Origin of the sequence: Pseudomonas sp. DWP3-1-2 (genome assembly GCF_049896285.1) — a bacterium.
GTDB lineage: Bacteria > Pseudomonadota > Gammaproteobacteria > Pseudomonadales > Pseudomonadaceae > Aquipseudomonas.
In genome coordinates, this window is the sequence record NZ_JAFCTZ010000002.1 from 82,535 (window position 1) to 99,878 (window position 17,344).

Genomic DNA, 17,344 nt, shown 5'->3' on the forward strand with positions numbered 1-17,344 from the left:
CTGGACGGGCCGCGCCGGGCACTGCCGAGATTGGTGACGCGGCATCGGGAAAAACCCCTTATAATCCATGGTTTTTACCCTTTGACGCGAGAATCACCGTGAGCTTACCTGCCTGCCCGAAATGCAATTCCGAATACACCTACGAAGACGGCGCCATGCTGATCTGCCCGGAATGCGCGCACGAATGGTCCGCCGAAGGCGCTGCGGAAGCTGCCGACGACGTCAAAGTCATCAAGGATTCGGTCGGTAATACGCTGCAGGATGGCGACACCGTCACCGTCATCAAGGACCTGAAAGTCAAAGGTTCCTCCCTCGTGGTCAAAGTCGGTACCAAGGTCAAGAACATCCGCCTGGTTGACGGCGATCACGACATCGACTGCAAGATCGACGGTATCGGCGCAATGAAGCTGAAATCAGAGTTTGTGAAGAAGGGCTAAATCCTTCTCTAACGAAAAAGCCCGATCCGGAGTCAATCCTGGATCGGGCTTTTTTACGCAGATGATTCAATGAAGCCAGGCGGCTCGGTCATTCCCCTTCATCAAACCTGTTATTGATCAACTCGACGAGTCCGTCCAGCGCAGCCTGTTCGTCTTCGCCTTCGGTCGACAAATGGATTTCTGTGCCTTTGCCGGCGGCCAGCATCATAACGGCCATGATGCTTTTGCCATCGACCATGCTGTCAGGCGCACGTCCGACTCTGATCTGGCAGGGGAACCTGCCGGCCACGCCCACAAATTTGGCGGCTGCACGGGCATGAAGGCCCAGCTTGTTGATGATGGTGATTTGACGAGCGGGCATCGCAGTGGAAGTCCTTTCAGCCTAGGTCGCGGTGGCGGACCTGAACGTTCTTGAGGGATTGATGCAAGACTTGACCCAGGCGCTCGGTCAGGTAAACAGAGCGGTGGTGCCCGCCGGTGCAGCCAATGGCAATGGTGACGTACGAGCGGTTGCTGGCCGCGAAGCGGGGCAGCCACTTGTTGAGGTACGCGAAGATGTCCTGAAACATCTCCTCGACATCGGGCTGTGCGGCGAGGTAGTCGGCAACCGGTTGTTCCAGACCTGAATGCTCGCGCAGCTCAGGTTTCCAGTAAGGATTGGGCAGGCAGCGCACGTCGAACACAAGGTCGGCATCCACGGGCATGCCGCGCTTGAATCCAAACGACTCGATCAGGAAGGCGGTGCCCGGTTCTGGCTTGTTCAGCAGCCGCAGCTTCAGGGCGTCGCGCAATTGATAGAGGTTCAGGTGCGTGGTGTTGATCTTCAGATCGGCCAGATCGATGATCGGGCCCAGCAGCGTGGTTTCGTCCCGTATCGCTTCGGCCAGTGAACGATTGGCCGTGCTCAACGGGTGACGGCGTCGGGTTTCCGAAAAACGCTTGAAAAGCGTGGCTTCGTCCGCATCCAGATAAAGCACGTCGCATTGAATATTGCGCGAGCGCACTTCCTGAAGCATTTGCGGGAAGCGCGTCAGATGGCTTGGCAGATTGCGGGCGTCAATGGACACGGCGAGCAGCGGCTCGGCCAGTTCCGTATTGATCAGCGCGCGCTCGGCCAGCTCGGGCAGCAGGCCAGCAGGGAGGTTGTCAACGCAATAGAAGCCGCTGTCCTCCAGCACGTCCAGTGCAGTGCTCTTGCCGGAGCCTGAACGGCCACTGACGATTATCATGCGCATGGTCAGTTACCGCTCTGCACGTCCAGCACCACCTGATAAAGCGTTTCACTGCTTTGGGCGCTGCGCAGGCGTTCACGCACATCGGTGCGGTCAAGCATGCTGGCTATCTGGCGCAGCAGCTCAAGGTGCTCATCGGTGGCGGCTTCAGGGACCAGCAGGACAAATAGCAGGTCCACTGGCGCGCCATCGATAGCGTCGAATTCTACAGGAGCATCAAGGCGCAACACGGCGCTGATGGGCGCCGAGCACCCGGCAAGACGGCAGTGGGGGATCGCAATCCCGTTTCCAAAGCCGGTTGACCCGAGTTTTTCCCGGGCGACGAGGCTCTCGAACACGGTTTGCGAATCCAGATCAGGCACTTCTTTGCCGATCAGATTGCCAATGGATTCGAGTACACGTTTTTTACTGCCACCCGACACGTTCACAAGTGAACGGCCGGGGGTCAGGATGTTTTCAAGTCGGATCATGTGGGGGGTATCAGCGAGCCGTCGCACCTTGAAGGTGGCCGATCTGCTTTTCCTTATGCTTGAGCAATTGTCTGTCGAGCTTGTCGGTCAGAAGGTCGATCGCCGCGTACATGTCGTCATGTTCCGCATTGGCGACCACTTTCGCACCAGGGATGTGCAGGGTGGCTTCGATTTTCTGTTTCAGTTTCTCGACCTCCATGATGACCTGCACATTGGTTATCTTGTCGAAGTGGCGCTCCAGTCGTCCGAGTTTTTCGGTGATGTAGTCGCGTAGGGCGTCGGTCACATCCAGTTGATGTCCACTGATGTTGACTTGCATACCGCTTTCTCCTTATTGCCAGTGCATAAAGAGGCAGGCTTTTGCCTACCACTGGAACGCTTTGGCTTGCAGCTCTGGCTCGGGTAAAAACGACTGCGGGTTGTGCGCACCCTGTCTTTACCCGGCCGGATCACATCAGTCGCTTGCGTTCGCTGGATGGCGCAATGCCCAGTGATTCGCGGTATTTAGCAACTGTGCGACGAGCTACCTGAATGCCTTGTGCCTCCAGTAAACCAGCGATCTTGCTGTCACTCAACGGCTTTTTCTGATTTTCAGCGGCAACCAGTTTTTTGATGATCGCCCGAATCGCCGTGGACGAACATTCACCGCCCTCCGACGTGCTGACGTGGCTCGAAAAGAAATATTTCAATTCGTATATGCCGCGCGGCGTATGCATGAATTTTTGCGTAGTCACGCGGGAAATCGTCGATTCGTGCATGCCGACCGCCTCAGCAATGTCATGCAGGACGAGCGGTTTCATGGCCTCGTCGCCATATTCCAGAAAGCCGCGTTGATGCTCGACGATCTGGGTGGCGACTTTCATCAGCGTTTCGTTGCGGCTCTGCAGGCTCTTGATGAACCAGCGGGCTTCCTGCAACTGATTGCGCATGAAGGTGTTGTCGGCACTGGTGTCGGCGCGGCGCACGAACCCGGCGTATTGAGGGTTCACCCGCAGGCGAGGCACCGATTCCTGATTAAGCTCCACCAGCCAGCGCTCGTTGTCCTTGCGCACGATAACGTCAGGCACAACATATTCGGCTTCGGTGGATTCGATTTGCGAGCCCGGCCGTGGATTGAGGCTCTGAACCAGCTCGATGACCTGACGCAGCTCATCTTCCTTGAGCTTCATGCGGCGCATCAGCTGGCTGTAGTCGCGACTGCCGAGCAGGTCGATAAAGTCGCTGACCAGGCGCTGAGCTTCAGCCAGCCAGCGGGTTTTGGCGGGCAGTTGGCGCAATTGCAGCAACAGGCATTCGCTGAGGTTGCGCGCCCCGATGCCCGCAGGTTCGAATTGCTGGATGCGGTGCAGAACGGCCTCGATCTCGTCCAGTTCGATATCCAGCTCGGGATCAAAGGCGTCGAGAATCTCTTCGAGGGTTTCGTCCAGATAACCCTGATTGTTGATGCAGTCGATCAGCGTCACGGCAATCAGACGATCGGTATCGGACATGGGCGCCAGATTCAGCTGCCAGAGCAAATGGCTCTGCAGGCTTTCACCCACGGACGTGCGAGTCGTAAAGTCCCATTCGTCATCGTCATTGCTGGGCAGGCTGCTGGCGCTGGTCTGGTAGACGTCTTCCCAGGCAGTGTCCACTGGCAATTCATTGGGAATGCGCTCGTTCCAGTCGCCTTCTTCCAGGTTGTCTACCGTAGGGGCGGGTTCCTGATAAGTCGGCTCCTGAACGTCGGGATTGGGCTTTTGCTCGACGCTGTCGGCCAGGGGGTCAGCGTTGTCGAAGTCTTCTCCTTCTTCCTGGCGTTCCAGCATAGGGTTGGACTCCAGCGCCTCTTGAATCTCTTGTTGGAGATCCAGAGTCGAAAGCTGGAGTAAGCGGATGGCCTGTTGCAGCTGCGGCGTCATCGTCAGCTGCTGGCCCATTCTCAAGACTAGCGATGGTTTCATGGCTGGGGCTTAACACCTTATTCGCCGGCGCACACGCGCCATCCACTACCGGGGCGCCGGAGCGCCTGCATAAGCAAATTATATGCCTGAAACCAAAGTGTTTGCCTAGAGTGTGATGGCAATTAATGCATCATCATCGAAAACATCCAGGCATTGCTCGCTTGGAGGGGCGAGGCACCACAGTAATTACAGGCGGAACTCGTGACCGAGGTAGACCTCTTTCACCAGTTGATTTGCCAGAATGGTTTCCGAGTCGCCTTCGGCGATCAGTTGCCCATCGTTGACGATGTAAGCGGTTTCGCAGATGTCCAGAGTATCCCGAACGTTGTGATCGGTGATCAAAACGCCGATACCCTTGGCTTTCAAGTGATGGATGATCTGCTTGATGTCGCCGACTGAAATCGGGTCCACGCCGGCGAAAGGTTCGTCGAGCAGAATGAATTTCGGTGAAGTAGCCAGGGCGCGTGCAATTTCAACCCGGCGACGTTCGCCACCGGACAGGCTCATCCCCAGGTTGTCGCGAATATGGGTGATGTGGAATTCCTGCAGCAGGCTTTCCAGTTCCTTGCGCCGCGCCGCGCTGTCCAGTTCCTTGCGGGTCTCAAGGATGGCCATGATGTTGTCCGAGACGGACAGCTTGCGGAAAATCGAGGCTTCCTGAGGCAGGTAGCCGATGCCCGCGCGTGCGCGACCGTGCATGGGTTGGTGGCTCACGTCCAGGTCGTCGATCAGTACGCGACCCTGATCGGCCTGCACCAGCCCGACGATCATGTAAAAGCAGGTGGTCTTGCCGGCACCGTTGGGCCCGAGCAGGCCAACGATCTGGCCGCTGTCGATAGACAGGCTCACATCACGCACGACCTGACGGCCCTTGTAGCTTTTAGCCAAATGCTGGGCTTTCAGCGTCGCCATTTACTGGGCCTTCTGCTGGTCGGTTTTCTTTTTCGGCTGGATAACCATGTCGATGCGCGGGCGCGGTGTCGTGACCTTGTTGCCATTGGCGCGGCCAGCGCTGACGATCTGCTTCACGGTGTCGTAGACAATCTTCTCGCCTTCGGACGTGTTGCCGTCATTGATGACCTTGGCCTTGTCGATCAACACGATGCGATCCTGCGATGCATAGTATTGGATGGTGACCGCGTAAGCCTGAACAATAGGCTTGTCCACCGATGGCTTTTGCTCGTAATAAGCCAGGTTGCCGACGGACGTGAACACGTCGACTTCGCCCTGAGCATTACGGGTGATGGTCACGGTGTTACCGGTGATCTTCATCGAGCCTTGCGTGATGATGACGTTGCCTTTGTAGGTGGCTATGCCTTGTTTATCATCAAGCTGTGCATCATCAGACTGGATGTGGATCGGCTGATCGCGGTCAGTCGGCAGGGACCAGGCGCTCGCGCTTCCCAGTGCTGCGCCCAGGCCGAGCAAGAAAGGAAGGGTTTTAACGAGCCTCATACTGTCCTCTTACGTTGGACAGCAGGTCCATCCTGCCGTCGTTCAAATACGCTTTCATCCCTTTGGCCGTCGTCACACCGCCTGCCCCGTCGATTCTAACGGCTTGCTCGGTCTGCGCATATTGCTTCTGTGGGAATACCGTCATCCGACTACTGGTGATGATGGTCGTGCGGTTTTTATCATCGGTTCGGGCTATGCGAACCGAGTCGATCAGTTCGACGTGGTCTCCGCCAGGGGAAACCTCGCCTGTCTTGCTCTGGACGTGCCACGGATAAAGGGTGCCACGATACATTTGCAGGTCCGGCGTGGTCAGCAGCGTGACGTCGGTAGCCTTGAGATGCTCGACCTTGTCGGCCGTCATCTCGTATTGAAGCTTGCCGTCGGGCAAGTACTGAACGCTGTGGGCGTTGATGGCGTAAAAGTCGATAGCGCTTTCGTCCACGGAGGCCGCAGGCTGGTCCATGAAGCTTTCAGGGCTGATATTCCAATACCCGGCAGCGGCCAGCAGGGCCGCCAATACGCCGAAGATCAGAAATGATCGAATTTTTTTACTGAACATAAATGGCTTCTATAGGTAGGCGGCGTGGGCGGCTTCAAGGTTGCCCTGCGCGCTGAGAATCAGTTCACAGAACTCGCGAGCTGCGCCTTCGCCGCCCCGTACCCTGGTAACGCCGTGGGCATGCTGTCGTACAAAGTCTGCGGCATTGGCGACCGCCATGCCCAGTCCGACACGGCGAATGACGGGTAAGTCTGGCAGATCATCCCCCAGATAGGCGACTTGTTCGTAATTCAGATTGAGCCGGGCCAGCAATTCATCCAGAACGACCAGCTTGTCTTCGCGACCCTGATAGAGGTGCTCGATGCCCAGATTGTTGGCGCGACGCTCTACGACCGGGGTTTTTCGGCCGCTGATGATGGCAGTGACGATTCCCGAGGCAATGAGCATCTTGATGCCCTGGCCGTCCAGCGTATTGAAGGTCTTGAACTCGCTGCCGTCTTCCAGAAAGTAGAGGCGGCCATCAGTCAGCACGCCATCGACGTCGAAAACGGCCAGCTTGATGTGCTTGCCTCGTTGCAGCAACTCTGTGGTCATGATCACGTCTCCCATCACATGACGCCTGCGCGCAGCAGATCCTGCAAGTTGAACGCGCCGACGGGGTGGTCGTTTTCGTCTACAACGATCAGGGAGCCAATCTTGTTGTCTTCCATGATCTTCAAGGCTTCGGCGGCCAGCATTTCGGGGCGGGCGGTTTTGCCATGGACCGTCATGACTTCATCAATGGTCGTCAGGCGGATATCGAACGGGCGATCCAGCGTACGGCGCAAGTCGCCGTCGGTAAAGATTCCCGCCAGTCGTCCGTCGGCTTCGAGAACCGCGGTCATGCCCAGGCCCTTGCGGGTCATTTCCATCAGGGATTCACGCAGCAATGTGCCTCGTTGCACCTTGGGCAGTTCATCGCCCACGTGCATGACATGCTCGACCTTGAGCAGCAGGCGTCTGCCCAGCGCGCCGCCGGGGTGGGAGAACGCGAAATCCTCGGCGGTGAATCCACGGGCTTCCAGCAATGCGACGGCCAATGCATCGCCCATCACCAGGGCGGCCGTCGTCGAGGACGTCGGCGCCAGGTTCAGCGGGCAGGCTTCATGGACGACGCGGGCGCTCAGGTTGACGTCAGCGGCCTTGGCAAGTGTCGATGCCGGGTTGCCCGTCAGGCTGATCATCTGGATGCCAAGGCGCTTGATCAGCGGCAGCAAGGTCACGATTTCAGCGGTGGTGCCTGAATTGGACAGGGCCAGAATGATGTCGTCGGCCGTGATCATGCCCATGTCGCCGTGGCTGGCTTCAGCCGGGTGGACAAAGAACGAGGTCGTCCCGGTACTGGCCAGCGTGGCCGCGATTTTCTTGCCGATGTGCCCGGACTTGCCCATTCCAACCACGACAACGCGCCCTTTGCTGGCAAGAATCATCTCGCAGGCCTGGACGAAATCCGCATCGATGGTGCTGAGCAAGCCTTCTACGGCTTCTATTTCGAGGCGGATGGTGCGTTGTGCTGACTGGATCAGGTCGCTGGATTGGCTCATGGGGAAATCGTTCGGCCTTCAAAAGGCGGCGATTATAGCGGTAATGCGCGATTCCCTCACGCTTGATCGTCGATCTTTGTCATCAATCAGTGTGATCCGTTGCTGCTTCTATATAGAACGTGCCGGGAATGTCGTAAATATTTGTGCCAAATCATCCCTGACAGGCTTCTCTCTTTGGTGGCGTGAAATTGCAGTGGTATAGTTCGCGACCTGTTCGGCCCTCCTGGATAGCATGCCTCCCGTCAGGGATCTGGTAGCTGAGAGTGAGTCTGTAGCGCAAGGAGTTTTGATGAGTGCCGATAACGCCTACGCGATCGAGCTGAAGGGCGTTTCCTTCAAGCGCGGTGCGCGCAGCATCTTCGAAAATGTCGATATTCGTATTCCCCGTGGCAAAGTGACCGGCATCATGGGGCCTTCGGGCAGTGGCAAGACAACCCTGTTGCGCCTTATGGGGGCACAGCTGCGGCCGTCTGTTGGCGAAATATGGGTCAACGGCCAGAACCTGCCCAAGCTGTCGCGCAGCGATCTGTTCGATGCGCGCAAGCACATGGGCGTGTTGTTTCAAAGTGGTGCGCTGTTTACTGACCTGGACGTGTTTGAAAACGTGGCCTTCCCCTTGCGCGTTCATACCGAACTGCCGGACGAGATGATTCGCGACATTGTGCTGCTCAAGTTGCAGGCAGTGGGTTTGCGCGGTGCCATCGACCTCATGCCCGATGAGCTGAGCGGAGGCATGAAGCGTCGTGTGGCGCTCGCGCGTGCTATCGCCCTGGACCCGCAGATTCTCATGTATGACGAGCCTTTCGTGGGGCAAGACCCGATTGCAATGGGGGTTTTGGTGCGGCTGATCAAGCTGCTCAACGATGCGCTCGGGATCACCAGCGTGGTCGTTTCCCATGATCTGGCCGAGACCGCCAGCATTGCCGATTACCTTTATGTGGTGGGCGATGGGCAGGTATTGGGGCAGGGGACACCGCAAGAGCTGATGAACTCGGACAGCCCGCGTATCCGTCAATTCATGACTGGCGACCCGGATGGCCCCGTGCCGTTTCACTATCCGGCGCCGGATTTTCGCGAAGATCTTTTGGGGAAGCGCTGATGCGCAGAAAGTCATTAATGGAGCGGATACGCCTGCTTGGGTGCGCCGCGATCGATACCGTTACCGTATTGGGACGATCAGGGATTTTTCTTGTCCATGCCTTGTTGGGGCGTGGCGGGATCGGCGGCAATTTCCAATTGCTGGTCAAACAGCTGCATTCGGTCGGCGTCATGTCCCTGGCGATCATTGTCGTCTCAGGCCTGTTCATCGGCATGGTTCTGGCATTGCAGGGCTTCAGCATTCTCTCCAGCTATGGGTCGGAGCAGGCTGTTGGCCAAATGGTGGCACTGACCCTGTTGCGTGAGCTGGGTCCGGTCGTGGCAGCCTTGCTGTTCGCCGGCCGTGCCGGTTCCGCGCTGACCGCCGAGATTGGCAACATGAAATCCACCGAGCAGCTCTCCAGCCTGGAAATGATTGGTGTCGATCCGCTCAAGTACATCATTGCGCCACGCTTGTGGGCCGGGTTTATCTCGCTCCCTGTGCTGGCGATGATTTTCAGCGTGGTCGGCATCTGGGGCGGCTCCTGGGTTGCCATTGACTGGCTGGGCGTCTACGAAGGCTCGTTCTGGTCGAACATGCAGAACAGTGTTTCGTTCACCGATGACGTGCTCAACGGTGTGATCAAAAGCGTCATCTTTGCTTTTGTGGTGACCTGGATCGCCGTATTCCAGGGTTACGACTGTGAGCCCACGTCCGAGGGGATCAGTCGCGCCACTACCAAAACAGTCGTATATGCCTCATTGGCCATACTGGGCCTGGACTTTATCTTGACCGCCTTGATGTTTGGAGATTTCTGATGCAAAACCGCACCATCGAAACCGGTGTCGGCCTGTTCCTGCTGGCCGGGATACTGGCTTTGCTATTACTGGCCCTGCGTGTCAGCGGTCTGAGCGGCAGCGCCACTAGCGAAACGTATAAACTTTATGCAAATTTCGACAATATTGCCGGTTTGACTGTCAGAGCCAAGGTCAGCATGGCGGGTGTCACGATTGGCAAGGTGACGGCGATCGATCTTGATCGCGATACCTTCACCGGTCGGGTGACCATGGAGATCCAGAAGAAAGTCGATAATCTTCCGGTGGACTCCACGGCATCGATCCTGACGGCCGGCTTGCTGGGTGAAAAATATGTGGGTATCAGCGTTGGTGGCGACGAAAAGCTGCTCAAGGATGGCGGCGTCATTCATGACACGCAGTCGTCCCTGGTGCTGGAAGACCTGATCGGAAAATTCCTGCTCAATACCGTGAGTAAAGACGCCAAATGAGGAGCTTTTACATGATCTCAACCTTGCGCCGTGGTCTGCTGGTGTTACTGGCGTTGCTACCCATGCTGGCTAATGCGGCCGCCACGCCGTCCGCTCATGACCTTGTGGACCGCACCACCAAGGAATTGCTGGCTGACCTGGCCACCAATAAAGAGCAGTACAAAACCAATCCAGGCGCTTTTTACGACGCACTCAACCGCATTGTCGGTCCGGTCGTGGATGCCGAAGGCATTTCCAAGAGCATCATGACGGTCAAGTATTCGCGCAATGCTTCGCCGGCCCAGATGCAGCGCTTCCAGGAGAACTTCAAGCGCAGCCTGATGCAGTTCTATGGCAACGCCTTGCTGGAATACAACAACCAGGGCATTACCGTTTCTCCGGAAAAGCCTGAAGGCGATGACCGTACCAGCGTCGACATGGTGGTCAAGGGCAACAACGGGGCGAACTACCCGGTGTCCTATACCCTGGTCAAGCTTGGCGGTGAGTGGAAGGTGCGCAACGTCATCATCAACGGCATTAACATCGGCAAGTTGTTCCGTGACCAGTTCTCCGATGCCATGCAGCGCAACGGCAACAATCTGGATGAGACCATCAACAATTGGGCTGGCGAAGTCGCCAAGGCCAGGGAAAAAGCACCTGATGCTGTTGGTCAGGCTGCGCAATGACTGAGTCCGCCATTCGACTTGGCGCGCCGGGTGAGCTGCAGTTGATCGGTGTTCTCGACTATCGCACCGGTCCGGCCCTGCGCAAGCAGGGCGCGGCGCTGATCAAGTCCAGCGAGTTGCCTTCGGTGGTTCTCGATTGTTCTCTGGTCGAGAAATCCAGCAGCGTCGGCCTGGCCTTGCTGCTGGCGTTTATGCGCGACGCCAGGGATGCTGGCAAGTCCGTCAGCATCCGGTCGATGCCTGAAGACATGCGCCAGATTGCCCAGGTGTCAGAGTTGACCGAGTTGCTCGGCAACCATTGATCGATGGCTATTGAATCAGCCCCTCGTCCGGGTCCTGCGTTTGCGGGGTTCGCATTGAGTGGGCTTTTTTGTATGATGGCCGACCCGCGCGCGTAGGGCGCCAATCGAGGTTAAGCAATGCACGCCGTAGAAGTTAAGAGCTTCCTTGAAGGGAAGTTGCCTGAGATCCAGGTCGAAGTTGAAGGCGAGGGCTGCAACTTCCAGCTGAACGTGATCAGTGACGAGATGGCTTCCTTAAGCCCCGTCAAGCGTCAGCAACAGATCTATGCGCATTTGAACCCCTGGATCGCCGATGGCAGCATCCATGCGATCACTATGAAATTTTTCAGCCGCGCTGCGTGGGCCGAGCGCACCTGAGCCAATTGGCGTCGAGATTCTAATGGATAAACTGATTATTACTGGCGGTGTTCGTCTTGATGGCGAAATCCGCATCTCCGGGGCGAAAAACTCTGCCCTGCCGATTCTTGCCGCGACCTTGCTGGCCGATGGGCCTGTAACCGTTCAGAACCTGCCGCACCTGCACGACATCACCACCATGATCGAGCTGTTTGGTCGTATGGGCATCGAGCCTGTGATCGACGAAAAGCTCAGCGTCGAGATTGACGCTCGCACCATCAAGACCCTGATCGCGCCATATGAGCTGGTCAAGACCATGCGCGCCTCGATTCTGGTGCTCGGTCCGATGGTTGCCCGTTTCGGTGAAGCCGAAGTGGCGTTGCCGGGTGGGTGCGCCATCGGTTCGCGTCCGGTCGATCTGCACATCCGTGGTCTTGAAGCCATGGGCGCGATCATCGATGTGGAAGGCGGCTACATCAAGGCCAAGGCCCCTGAAGGTGGCCTGCGCGGTGCCAATTTCTTCTTCGATACCGTGAGCGTGACCGGTACCGAAAACATCATGATGGCCGCGAGTCTGGCCAATGGCCGCAGCGTTCTGCAGAACGCCGCCCGTGAACCTGAAGTGGTCGACCTTGCCAACTTCCTGATTGCCATGGGTGCCAGGATTCAGGGTGCGGGCACTGACACCATCACCATCGATGGTGTGAAGCGTCTGGGCTCTGCGACATATAAGGTCATGCCTGACCGTATCGAAACCGGGACTTATCTGGTGGCCGCAGCGGCAACCGGCGGTCGCGTCAAGCTCAAGGACACCGACCCGACTATCCTGGAAGCGGTGTTGCTCAAGCTTCAGGAAGCGGGTGCTGAAATCACCACCGGCGCTGACTGGATCGAACTGAACATGCACGGCAAGCGGCCCAAAGCCGTCAATGTGCGTACCGCGCCGTACCCTGCGTTCCCGACTGACATGCAGGCGCAGTTCATCTCGCTGAACGCTATCGCTGAAGGCACCGGGGCCGTGATCGAAACCATTTTCGAAAACCGCTTCATGCACGTCTACGAGATGCACCGCATGGGGGCGCATATCCAGGTTGAAGGTAATACCGCCATCGTGACCGGTACCGAGATTCTCAAAGGCGCGCCAGTCATGGCGACTGACCTTCGGGCATCGGCCAGTCTGGTGATTTCGGCTCTGGTTGCCCAAGGTGACACCTTGATTGACCGCATCTATCACATAGACCGCGGCTACGAGTGCATCGAAGAGAAACTGCAAATGCTGGGCGCCAAGATTCGTCGCGTTCCGGGCTAGTCGCTTCCAGGCCCCCCCGATGCCTGGGTCGAATCCGTTCGGCCAGGGCACGGGGGAGCAGGCTCGACACTTGTGTAACCACTGATTCGTTCCACCTCATGCCTGGCAGGTCTCGCGTGAGGGTTGTTCGGCGCCGTTTGTGTCCGGGCAAAAGCTTCCTGATAAGGACTGACGTTTCCCATGTTGACCATCGCACTGTCCAAGGGCCGCATCCTTGATGACACGTTGCCGCTTCTTGCTGAAGCGGGCATCGTGCCGACCGAGAATCCGGACAAAAGCCGAAAGCTGATCATCCCGACGACCCAGGCCGATGTTCGCCTGTTGATCGTGCGCGCCACGGATGTGCCGACCTATGTCGAGCATGGCGCCGCCGACCTGGGTGTCGCTGGCAAAGATGTGTTGATGGAATACAGCGGCCAGGGCCTTTATGAGCCGCTGGACCTGCAGATCGCCAAATGCAGACTGATGACCGCTGGCGCTGTCGGCGCCGTAGAGCCCAAGGGGCGCCTGCGCGTGGCCACCAAGTTCGTTAACGTGGCCAAGCGTTATTACGCCGAGCAGGGCCGTCAGGTCGACATCATCAAGCTGTACGGCTCCATGGAGCTGGCACCGCTGATTGGCCTGGCCGACAAGATCATCGACGTGGTCGACACCGGCAATACGCTGCGAGCCAATGGCCTGGAGCCTCAAGAACTGATCGCTACGATCAGCTCGCGTCTGGTGGTCAACAAGGCTTCCATGAAAATGCAGCACGCCCGTATTCAGGCGCTCATCGACACCCTGCGCAATGCAGTGGAGTCACGACACCGCGGCTGACTTACCTGCGCGACCTTGAGTCGCGCCCGTCTATCCGCCTCATAGCCAGAATTCTCAGGTGCCCAAGCGGATCGACTGCTAGTTTAGGGCGCCTGAGTTTTTGCCAATCCTATGAGGCTCTCGCTATGACCGCACCGACTGCAATTCGCCGACTCAACGCTGCTGACCCTGATTTCGCGCATCATCTGGATCATCTGCTGAGCTGGGAAAGTGTGTCTGACGATTCGGTCAACGAGCGCGTGCTGGAGATCATCAAGGCCGTGCGTGAGCGTGGGGACGCCGCTTTGGTGGAGTTCACCCAACGCTTCGATGGCCTGCAGGTCGCCTCGATGGCTGACCTGATCCTGCCCCGCGAACGTCTGGAGCTGGCGCTGACCCGGATTACCCCCGCCCAGCGCGAGGCCCTGGAAAAGGCGGCAGATCGGGTGCGTATGTACCACGAAAGGCAGAAGCAGGATTCCTGGACCTACACCGAAGCGGACGGCACTGTGCTGGGCCAGAAGGTCACGCCGCTGGATCGTGCCGGGCTTTATGTGCCGGGCGGCAAGGCGTCTTATCCCTCTTCGGTGCTCATGAACGCCATCCCCGCAAAAGTGGCAGGCGTTGCTGAAGTGGTCATGGTGGTGCCCACGCCACGGGGCGAGATCAACGAGCTGGTGCTGGCTGCCGCCTGCATCGCGGGTGTGGACCGTGTGTTCACCATCGGCGGCGCGCAAGCCGTTGCGGCCCTGGCCTATGGCACTGAAAGCGTACCGATGGTCGATAAGGTCGTCGGCCCCGGCAATATCTATGTGGCAACGGCCAAGCGCCACGTCTTTGGTCAGGTCGGCATCGACATGATCGCCGGTCCTTCGGAGATTCTGGTGGTGTGCGACGGTCAGACCGATCCGGACTGGATCGCCATGGACCTGTTTTCCCAGGCGGAGCACGATGAAGATGCTCAGGCGATCCTGGTCAGCCCGGATGCCGAGTTCCTCGATAAAGTGGCGGCCAGCATCGCCCGGCTGCTGCCCACCATGGAGCGCGCCGAGATTATCGACAAGTCGATCAATGGCCGTGGTGCGTTGATCAAGGTGCAGGATATGCAGCAGGCCATTGAAGTCGCCAATCGCATTGCACCCGAACACCTGGAACTGTCCGTGGCCGACCCGGAAGCCTGGCTGCCGCTGATCCGCCACGCAGGCGCGATCTTCATGGGGCGTCACACGTCCGAAGCGCTGGGCGATTATTGCGCGGGGCCGAACCACGTTTTGCCAACCTCGGGCACCGCGCGCTTTTCATCGCCGCTGGGTGTCTACGACTTCCAGAAGCGCTCCTCGATCATTTACTGCTCAGAGCAAGGCGCGTCGGAACTGGGTAAAACGGCTTCGGTGCTGGCGCGAGGCGAGTCTCTGACGGCTCACGCGCGCAGCGCCGAGTACCGCATCATCGACAGCACTGAAGGGCAGGGGAACTGAAGATGAGTAAATTCTGGAGTGCGTTCGTCAATGATCTGGTGCCTTACGTGCCGGGTGAACAGCCGAAGCTGACCAAGCTGGTCAAGCTCAACACCAACGAGAACCCGTACGGCCCCTCGCCAAAGGTCTTGGCCGCGATGCGCGCCGAGCTGACCGATGACCTGCGGCTGTATCCCGACCCCAATAGTGATCTGCTCAAGCAGGCGGTCGCCCGTTATTACCGTGTGCCCGCCAACCATGTCTTCCTGGGGAACGGGTCTGACGAAGTTCTGGCGCACATATTCAACGCGTTTTTCCGTCACGACGAACCGCTGCTTTTTCCGGACATCAGCTACAGCTTCTACCCCGTGTATTGCGGGTTGTATGGCATCGATTTCGAGGCTGTGCCGCTGGACGAGCAGTTTCAGATTCGGGTTGAAGATTACGCCAAACCCAACGGCGGCATCATTTTCCCGAATCCGAACGCGCCGACGGGCTGCCTGTTGGCTTTGGAAGCCGTAGAGACGCTGCTCAAGGGCAGCCCGGATTCAGTGGTCGTCGTGGATGAGGCGTACATCGACTTTGGCGGCGAGACCGCGATTGCGCTGGTGGAGCGTTACCCGAACCTGCTGGTGACCCAGACGCTCTCCAAGTCGCGCTCGCTGGCGGGGTTGCGCGTCGGTCTGGCGGTGGGTCACCCGGACCTGATCGAGGCGCTTGAGCGGGTCAAGAACAGTTTCAACTCCTATCCGCTGGATCGTCTGGCAATCGTCGGCGCGACGGCTGCGTTCGAGGATCAAGAGCACTTCGACCTGACGCGCAACGCGGTCATTGCCAGTCGCGAGGCGCTGATCGATGCGTTGCAGGGGAAGGGTTTCGAGGTGTTGCCGTCGGCGGCCAACTTTATCTTTGCTCGGCACCCCGGCCACGATGCGGCAGGGCTGGCAGCGAAGCTGCGTGAGCAGGGTGTCATCGTGCGTCACTTCAAGCAGGAGCGCATCGCGCAATTCCTGCGCATCAGCATTGGCACGCCCGAGCAGAATCAGGCGCTGCTGGAGGGGTTGGCGGGGTTGTAACGCAGAAATGAACGACCTGTTGGAGCGAGGCTTGCCCGCGAATCAGGCGCCTCGATAGGTCAGACTTGGCGCGTTATCGTTTTTCGCGGGGAAGCCTCGCTCCAACGGCGTCGGTGTTCGACGCCCTATCGCCCACAAAAAGTTACTCCTGTTCCACCGGCGTCACGGCCGGTGGCGGGCGTATGCCCACTTCTGCGCTGAGCGTCAATTCCTTGCCATTACGCATGACCTGAATGGCGATTTTTTCGCTGGGTTTGGCGCGCGCGACCTGGTTCATTGAGCGTCGGCCGTCGCCAGCCGGCTCGCCATTGATACTCAGGATGACGTCGCCCAACTGCAAGCCGGCCTTCTGTGCCGGGCCGTCGCGGAAAATGCCTGCGACCACAATGCCTGGGCGATCCTTCAAGCCGAACGATTCCGCCAATTCCTGGGTCAGCGGTTGCACTTCAATGCCCAGCCAGCCGCGAATCACCTGGCCGTGTTCGATAATCGACTTCATGACGTCCATCGCCAGCTTGATCGGGATGGCGAAGCCGATGCCTTGTGAGCCCCCCGACTTGGAGAAAATCGCTGTATTGATGCCGGTCAGGTTGCCGTTGGCATCGACCAGCGCACCGCCGGAGTTGCCCGGGTTGATGGCTGCGTCGGTCTGGATGAAGTCTTCGTAAGTGTTCAGGCCCAGTTGGTTGCGGCCCGTAGCGCTGATGATGCCCATGGTGACCGTCTGGCCGACGCCGAACGGATTGCCGATCGCCAGCGCGACATCACCGATGCGGATACTGTCGGAACGCCCAATGGTAATTGCCGGGATGTTCACAAGATCAATCTTGAGGACCGCGAGGTCGGTTTCAGGATCGCTGCCGATCACCCGGGCGGTGGTTTCCCGTCCGTCCTTGAGCGCGACGACAATCTGGTCCGCGCCTGTGGTGACGTGGTTGTTGGTCAGGATATAGCCTTCCGGGCTCATCAGAACGCCGGAGCCGAGGCTGGACTCCATGCGTTTCTGTTTGGGCAGGTTGTCGCCGAAGAAACGCCGGAACTGCGGGTCTTCAAATAATGGGTGGCTGGACTTGTTAACCATCTTGGTCGTGTACAGGTTGACGACTGCAGGCGCGGCAAGGCTCACTGCATCGGCATAGGACACCGGGCCCTGTTGGACCTTGGTGGTCTGTGGCGCCTGTTGCAGGTTCACATCAAGGGTGGGCAAGCCAACCCATTGAGGGTAGCGCTGAATAATCAGTAGAGCGATGAGCACACCCGCCAGCAAGGGCCAGCCGAAAAACCGCAGTGCTTTGAACATTGAGCAGTCCTGAAAGTTGTCTGACGCTGCGGCTGGTTGCCCATCTGCGCCATAATGGGCGGCATTATACGAGTTGTTAGTGTTCTGTCTCGCAAATAAGCTGTACTCGAGTGTACGCTTTT

22 protein-coding genes are annotated in these 17,344 nt (G+C 58.3%); 11 read left to right on the forward strand and 11 right to left on the reverse strand.

What is annotated here, in order from left to right; all coding sequences use genetic code 11:
* Nucleotides 1-98: 98 nt before the first annotated feature.
* The gene (locus tag ACP7B0_RS06220; RefSeq protein ID WP_426140172.1) at nucleotides 99-437 is read left to right on the forward strand and encodes a zinc ribbon domain-containing protein YjdM; all 339 of its coding nucleotides are present in this window, start codon (nucleotides 99-101) and stop codon (nucleotides 435-437) included.
* 88 nt (nucleotides 438-525) lie between these two features.
* Here ACP7B0_RS06220 and ACP7B0_RS06225 read toward each other — a convergent pair whose 3' ends face one another.
* From ACP7B0_RS06225 to ACP7B0_RS06270, 10 genes are all read right to left on the reverse strand, one after another.
* Entirely contained in the window at nucleotides 526-798 is a 273-nt protein-coding gene (locus tag ACP7B0_RS06225) for an HPr family phosphocarrier protein (RefSeq protein ID WP_426140173.1), read from the reverse strand.
* A gap of 16 nt (nucleotides 799-814) precedes the next feature.
* Nucleotides 815-1,672 carry an RNase adapter RapZ gene (gene rapZ / locus ACP7B0_RS06230; RefSeq protein ID WP_426140174.1) on the reverse strand — a complete coding sequence of 286 codons (858 nt, stop codon included), beginning with the start codon at nucleotides 1,670-1,672 and terminating at the stop codon, nucleotides 815-817.
* Nucleotides 1,673-1,674: 2 nt separating this feature from the next.
* Nucleotides 1,675-2,139 (reverse strand): PTS IIA-like nitrogen regulatory protein PtsN, encoded by a 465-nt coding sequence (gene ptsN / locus ACP7B0_RS06235; protein WP_426140175.1) that lies wholly within the window; start codon nucleotides 2,137-2,139, stop codon nucleotides 1,675-1,677.
* Between the two features lie 10 nt (nucleotides 2,140-2,149).
* Nucleotides 2,150-2,458, reverse strand: coding sequence for a ribosome hibernation-promoting factor, HPF/YfiA family (gene hpf / locus ACP7B0_RS06240; RefSeq protein WP_426113676.1), 309 nt, complete (start codon nucleotides 2,456-2,458; stop codon nucleotides 2,150-2,152).
* Between the two features lie 130 nt (nucleotides 2,459-2,588).
* On the reverse strand, nucleotides 2,589-4,082 hold the full coding sequence (locus ACP7B0_RS06245) for an RNA polymerase factor sigma-54 (RefSeq protein WP_426140176.1): 1,494 nt from the start codon (nucleotides 4,080-4,082) through the stop codon (nucleotides 2,589-2,591).
* 186 nt (nucleotides 4,083-4,268) lie between these two features.
* Entirely contained in the window at nucleotides 4,269-4,994 is a 726-nt protein-coding gene (lptB, locus tag ACP7B0_RS06250; RefSeq protein ID WP_426140178.1) for an LPS export ABC transporter ATP-binding protein, read from the reverse strand.
* Nucleotides 4,995-5,537 carry a lipopolysaccharide transport periplasmic protein LptA gene (lptA, locus tag ACP7B0_RS06255; protein WP_426140180.1) on the reverse strand — a complete coding sequence of 181 codons (543 nt, stop codon included), beginning with the start codon at nucleotides 5,535-5,537 and terminating at the stop codon, nucleotides 4,995-4,997.
* Entirely contained in the window at nucleotides 5,524-6,096 is a 573-nt protein-coding gene (lptC, locus tag ACP7B0_RS06260; protein ID WP_426140181.1) for an LPS export ABC transporter periplasmic protein LptC, read from the reverse strand. The genes lptA and lptC overlap by 14 nt, the downstream gene beginning before the upstream one ends.
* A 9-nt stretch (nucleotides 6,097-6,105) precedes the next feature.
* Nucleotides 6,106-6,630 carry a KdsC family phosphatase gene (locus tag ACP7B0_RS06265; RefSeq protein ID WP_426140182.1) on the reverse strand — a complete coding sequence of 175 codons (525 nt, stop codon included), beginning with the start codon at nucleotides 6,628-6,630 and terminating at the stop codon, nucleotides 6,106-6,108.
* A gap of 14 nt (nucleotides 6,631-6,644) precedes the next feature.
* Entirely contained in the window at nucleotides 6,645-7,619 is a 975-nt protein-coding gene (locus tag ACP7B0_RS06270) for a KpsF/GutQ family sugar-phosphate isomerase (RefSeq protein ID WP_426140184.1), read from the reverse strand.
* 289 nt (nucleotides 7,620-7,908) lie between these two features.
* Here ACP7B0_RS06270 and ACP7B0_RS06275 point away from each other — a divergent pair, with 289 nt between their 5' ends.
* From ACP7B0_RS06275 to hisC, 10 genes are all read left to right on the forward strand, one after another.
* The gene (locus ACP7B0_RS06275) at nucleotides 7,909-8,718 is read left to right on the forward strand and encodes an ATP-binding cassette domain-containing protein (protein WP_426140185.1); all 810 of its coding nucleotides are present in this window, start codon (nucleotides 7,909-7,911) and stop codon (nucleotides 8,716-8,718) included.
* Nucleotides 8,718-9,515, forward strand: a complete 798-nt coding sequence (gene mlaE, locus ACP7B0_RS06280) for a lipid asymmetry maintenance ABC transporter permease subunit MlaE (protein WP_426140186.1) — start codon at nucleotides 8,718-8,720, stop codon at nucleotides 9,513-9,515. The genes ACP7B0_RS06275 and mlaE overlap by 1 nt, the downstream gene beginning before the upstream one ends.
* Nucleotides 9,515-9,982: an outer membrane lipid asymmetry maintenance protein MlaD gene (gene mlaD, locus ACP7B0_RS06285; RefSeq protein ID WP_426140187.1), complete on the forward strand. Its 468-nt coding sequence runs from the start codon at nucleotides 9,515-9,517 to the stop codon at nucleotides 9,980-9,982. Before mlaE ends, mlaD begins: the two co-directional genes overlap by 1 nt.
* 11 nt (nucleotides 9,983-9,993) lie before the next feature.
* The gene (locus ACP7B0_RS06290; RefSeq protein WP_426140189.1) at nucleotides 9,994-10,647 is read left to right on the forward strand and encodes an MlaC/ttg2D family ABC transporter substrate-binding protein; all 654 of its coding nucleotides are present in this window, start codon (nucleotides 9,994-9,996) and stop codon (nucleotides 10,645-10,647) included.
* Nucleotides 10,644-10,949 (forward strand): STAS domain-containing protein, encoded by a 306-nt coding sequence (locus tag ACP7B0_RS06295; protein ID WP_426140190.1) that lies wholly within the window; start codon nucleotides 10,644-10,646, stop codon nucleotides 10,947-10,949. Before ACP7B0_RS06290 ends, ACP7B0_RS06295 begins: the two co-directional genes overlap by 4 nt.
* A gap of 117 nt (nucleotides 10,950-11,066) precedes the next feature.
* Nucleotides 11,067-11,306 (forward strand): BolA family protein, encoded by a 240-nt coding sequence (locus ACP7B0_RS06300; RefSeq protein WP_426140192.1) that lies wholly within the window; start codon nucleotides 11,067-11,069, stop codon nucleotides 11,304-11,306.
* A gap of 22 nt (nucleotides 11,307-11,328) precedes the next feature.
* The gene (gene murA, locus ACP7B0_RS06305) at nucleotides 11,329-12,594 is read left to right on the forward strand and encodes a UDP-N-acetylglucosamine 1-carboxyvinyltransferase (RefSeq protein WP_426140193.1); all 1,266 of its coding nucleotides are present in this window, start codon (nucleotides 11,329-11,331) and stop codon (nucleotides 12,592-12,594) included.
* 180 nt (nucleotides 12,595-12,774) lie between these two features.
* Nucleotides 12,775-13,410, forward strand: a complete 636-nt coding sequence (gene hisG, locus ACP7B0_RS06310) for an ATP phosphoribosyltransferase (protein ID WP_426140194.1) — start codon at nucleotides 12,775-12,777, stop codon at nucleotides 13,408-13,410.
* A gap of 125 nt (nucleotides 13,411-13,535) precedes the next feature.
* The gene (gene hisD / locus ACP7B0_RS06315) at nucleotides 13,536-14,867 is read left to right on the forward strand and encodes a histidinol dehydrogenase (protein ID WP_426140196.1); all 1,332 of its coding nucleotides are present in this window, start codon (nucleotides 13,536-13,538) and stop codon (nucleotides 14,865-14,867) included.
* A gap of 2 nt (nucleotides 14,868-14,869) precedes the next feature.
* Nucleotides 14,870-15,922: a histidinol-phosphate transaminase gene (hisC, locus tag ACP7B0_RS06320; protein ID WP_426140197.1), complete on the forward strand. Its 1,053-nt coding sequence runs from the start codon at nucleotides 14,870-14,872 to the stop codon at nucleotides 15,920-15,922.
* Between the two features lie 142 nt (nucleotides 15,923-16,064).
* On the opposite strand, the gene algW is transcribed toward hisC, so the two are convergent.
* Nucleotides 16,065-17,222, reverse strand: a complete 1,158-nt coding sequence (gene algW, locus ACP7B0_RS06325) for a Do family serine endopeptidase AlgW (protein WP_426140198.1) — start codon at nucleotides 17,220-17,222, stop codon at nucleotides 16,065-16,067.
* Between the last annotated feature and the right edge of the window lie 122 nt (nucleotides 17,223-17,344).

What these genes read in the sequence shown, in the direction of transcription:
- ACP7B0_RS06225 (WP_426140173.1), bottom strand. Translation starts at nt 798, where the DNA reads ATGCCCGCTCGTCAAATCACCATCATCAACAAGCTGGGCCTTCATGCC.
- rapZ (WP_426140174.1), bottom strand. Translation starts at nt 1,672, where the DNA reads ATGCGCATGATAATCGTCAGTGGCCGTTCAGGCTCCGGCAAGAGCACT.
- ptsN (WP_426140175.1), bottom strand. Translation starts at nt 2,139, where the DNA reads ATGATCCGACTTGAAAACATCCTGACCCCCGGCCGTTCACTTGTGAAC.
- hpf (WP_426113676.1), bottom strand. Translation starts at nt 2,458, where the DNA reads ATGCAAGTCAACATCAGTGGACATCAACTGGATGTGACCGACGCCCTA.
- ACP7B0_RS06245 (WP_426140176.1), bottom strand. Translation starts at nt 4,082, where the DNA reads ATGAAACCATCGCTAGTCTTGAGAATGGGCCAGCAGCTGACGATGACG.
- lptB (WP_426140178.1), bottom strand. Translation starts at nt 4,994, where the DNA reads ATGGCGACGCTGAAAGCCCAGCATTTGGCTAAAAGCTACAAGGGCCGT.
- lptA (WP_426140180.1), bottom strand. Translation starts at nt 5,537, where the DNA reads ATGAGGCTCGTTAAAACCCTTCCTTTCTTGCTCGGCCTGGGCGCAGCA.
- lptC (WP_426140181.1), bottom strand. Translation starts at nt 6,096, where the DNA reads ATGTTCAGTAAAAAAATTCGATCATTTCTGATCTTCGGCGTATTGGCG.
- ACP7B0_RS06265 (WP_426140182.1), bottom strand. Translation starts at nt 6,630, where the DNA reads ATGACCACAGAGTTGCTGCAACGAGGCAAGCACATCAAGCTGGCCGTT.
- ACP7B0_RS06270 (WP_426140184.1), bottom strand. Translation starts at nt 7,619, where the DNA reads ATGAGCCAATCCAGCGACCTGATCCAGTCAGCACAACGCACCATCCGC.
- ACP7B0_RS06275 (WP_426140185.1), top strand. Translation starts at nt 7,909, where the DNA reads ATGAGTGCCGATAACGCCTACGCGATCGAGCTGAAGGGCGTTTCCTTC.
- mlaE (WP_426140186.1), top strand. Translation starts at nt 8,718, where the DNA reads ATGCGCAGAAAGTCATTAATGGAGCGGATACGCCTGCTTGGGTGCGCC.
- mlaD (WP_426140187.1), top strand. Translation starts at nt 9,515, where the DNA reads ATGCAAAACCGCACCATCGAAACCGGTGTCGGCCTGTTCCTGCTGGCC.
- ACP7B0_RS06290 (WP_426140189.1), top strand. Translation starts at nt 9,994, where the DNA reads ATGATCTCAACCTTGCGCCGTGGTCTGCTGGTGTTACTGGCGTTGCTA.
- ACP7B0_RS06295 (WP_426140190.1), top strand. Translation starts at nt 10,644, where the DNA reads ATGACTGAGTCCGCCATTCGACTTGGCGCGCCGGGTGAGCTGCAGTTG.
- ACP7B0_RS06300 (WP_426140192.1), top strand. Translation starts at nt 11,067, where the DNA reads ATGCACGCCGTAGAAGTTAAGAGCTTCCTTGAAGGGAAGTTGCCTGAG.
- murA (WP_426140193.1), top strand. Translation starts at nt 11,329, where the DNA reads ATGGATAAACTGATTATTACTGGCGGTGTTCGTCTTGATGGCGAAATC.
- hisG (WP_426140194.1), top strand. Translation starts at nt 12,775, where the DNA reads ATGTTGACCATCGCACTGTCCAAGGGCCGCATCCTTGATGACACGTTG.
- hisD (WP_426140196.1), top strand. Translation starts at nt 13,536, where the DNA reads ATGACCGCACCGACTGCAATTCGCCGACTCAACGCTGCTGACCCTGAT.
- hisC (WP_426140197.1), top strand. Translation starts at nt 14,870, where the DNA reads ATGAGTAAATTCTGGAGTGCGTTCGTCAATGATCTGGTGCCTTACGTG.
- algW (WP_426140198.1), bottom strand. Translation starts at nt 17,222, where the DNA reads ATGTTCAAAGCACTGCGGTTTTTCGGCTGGCCCTTGCTGGCGGGTGTG.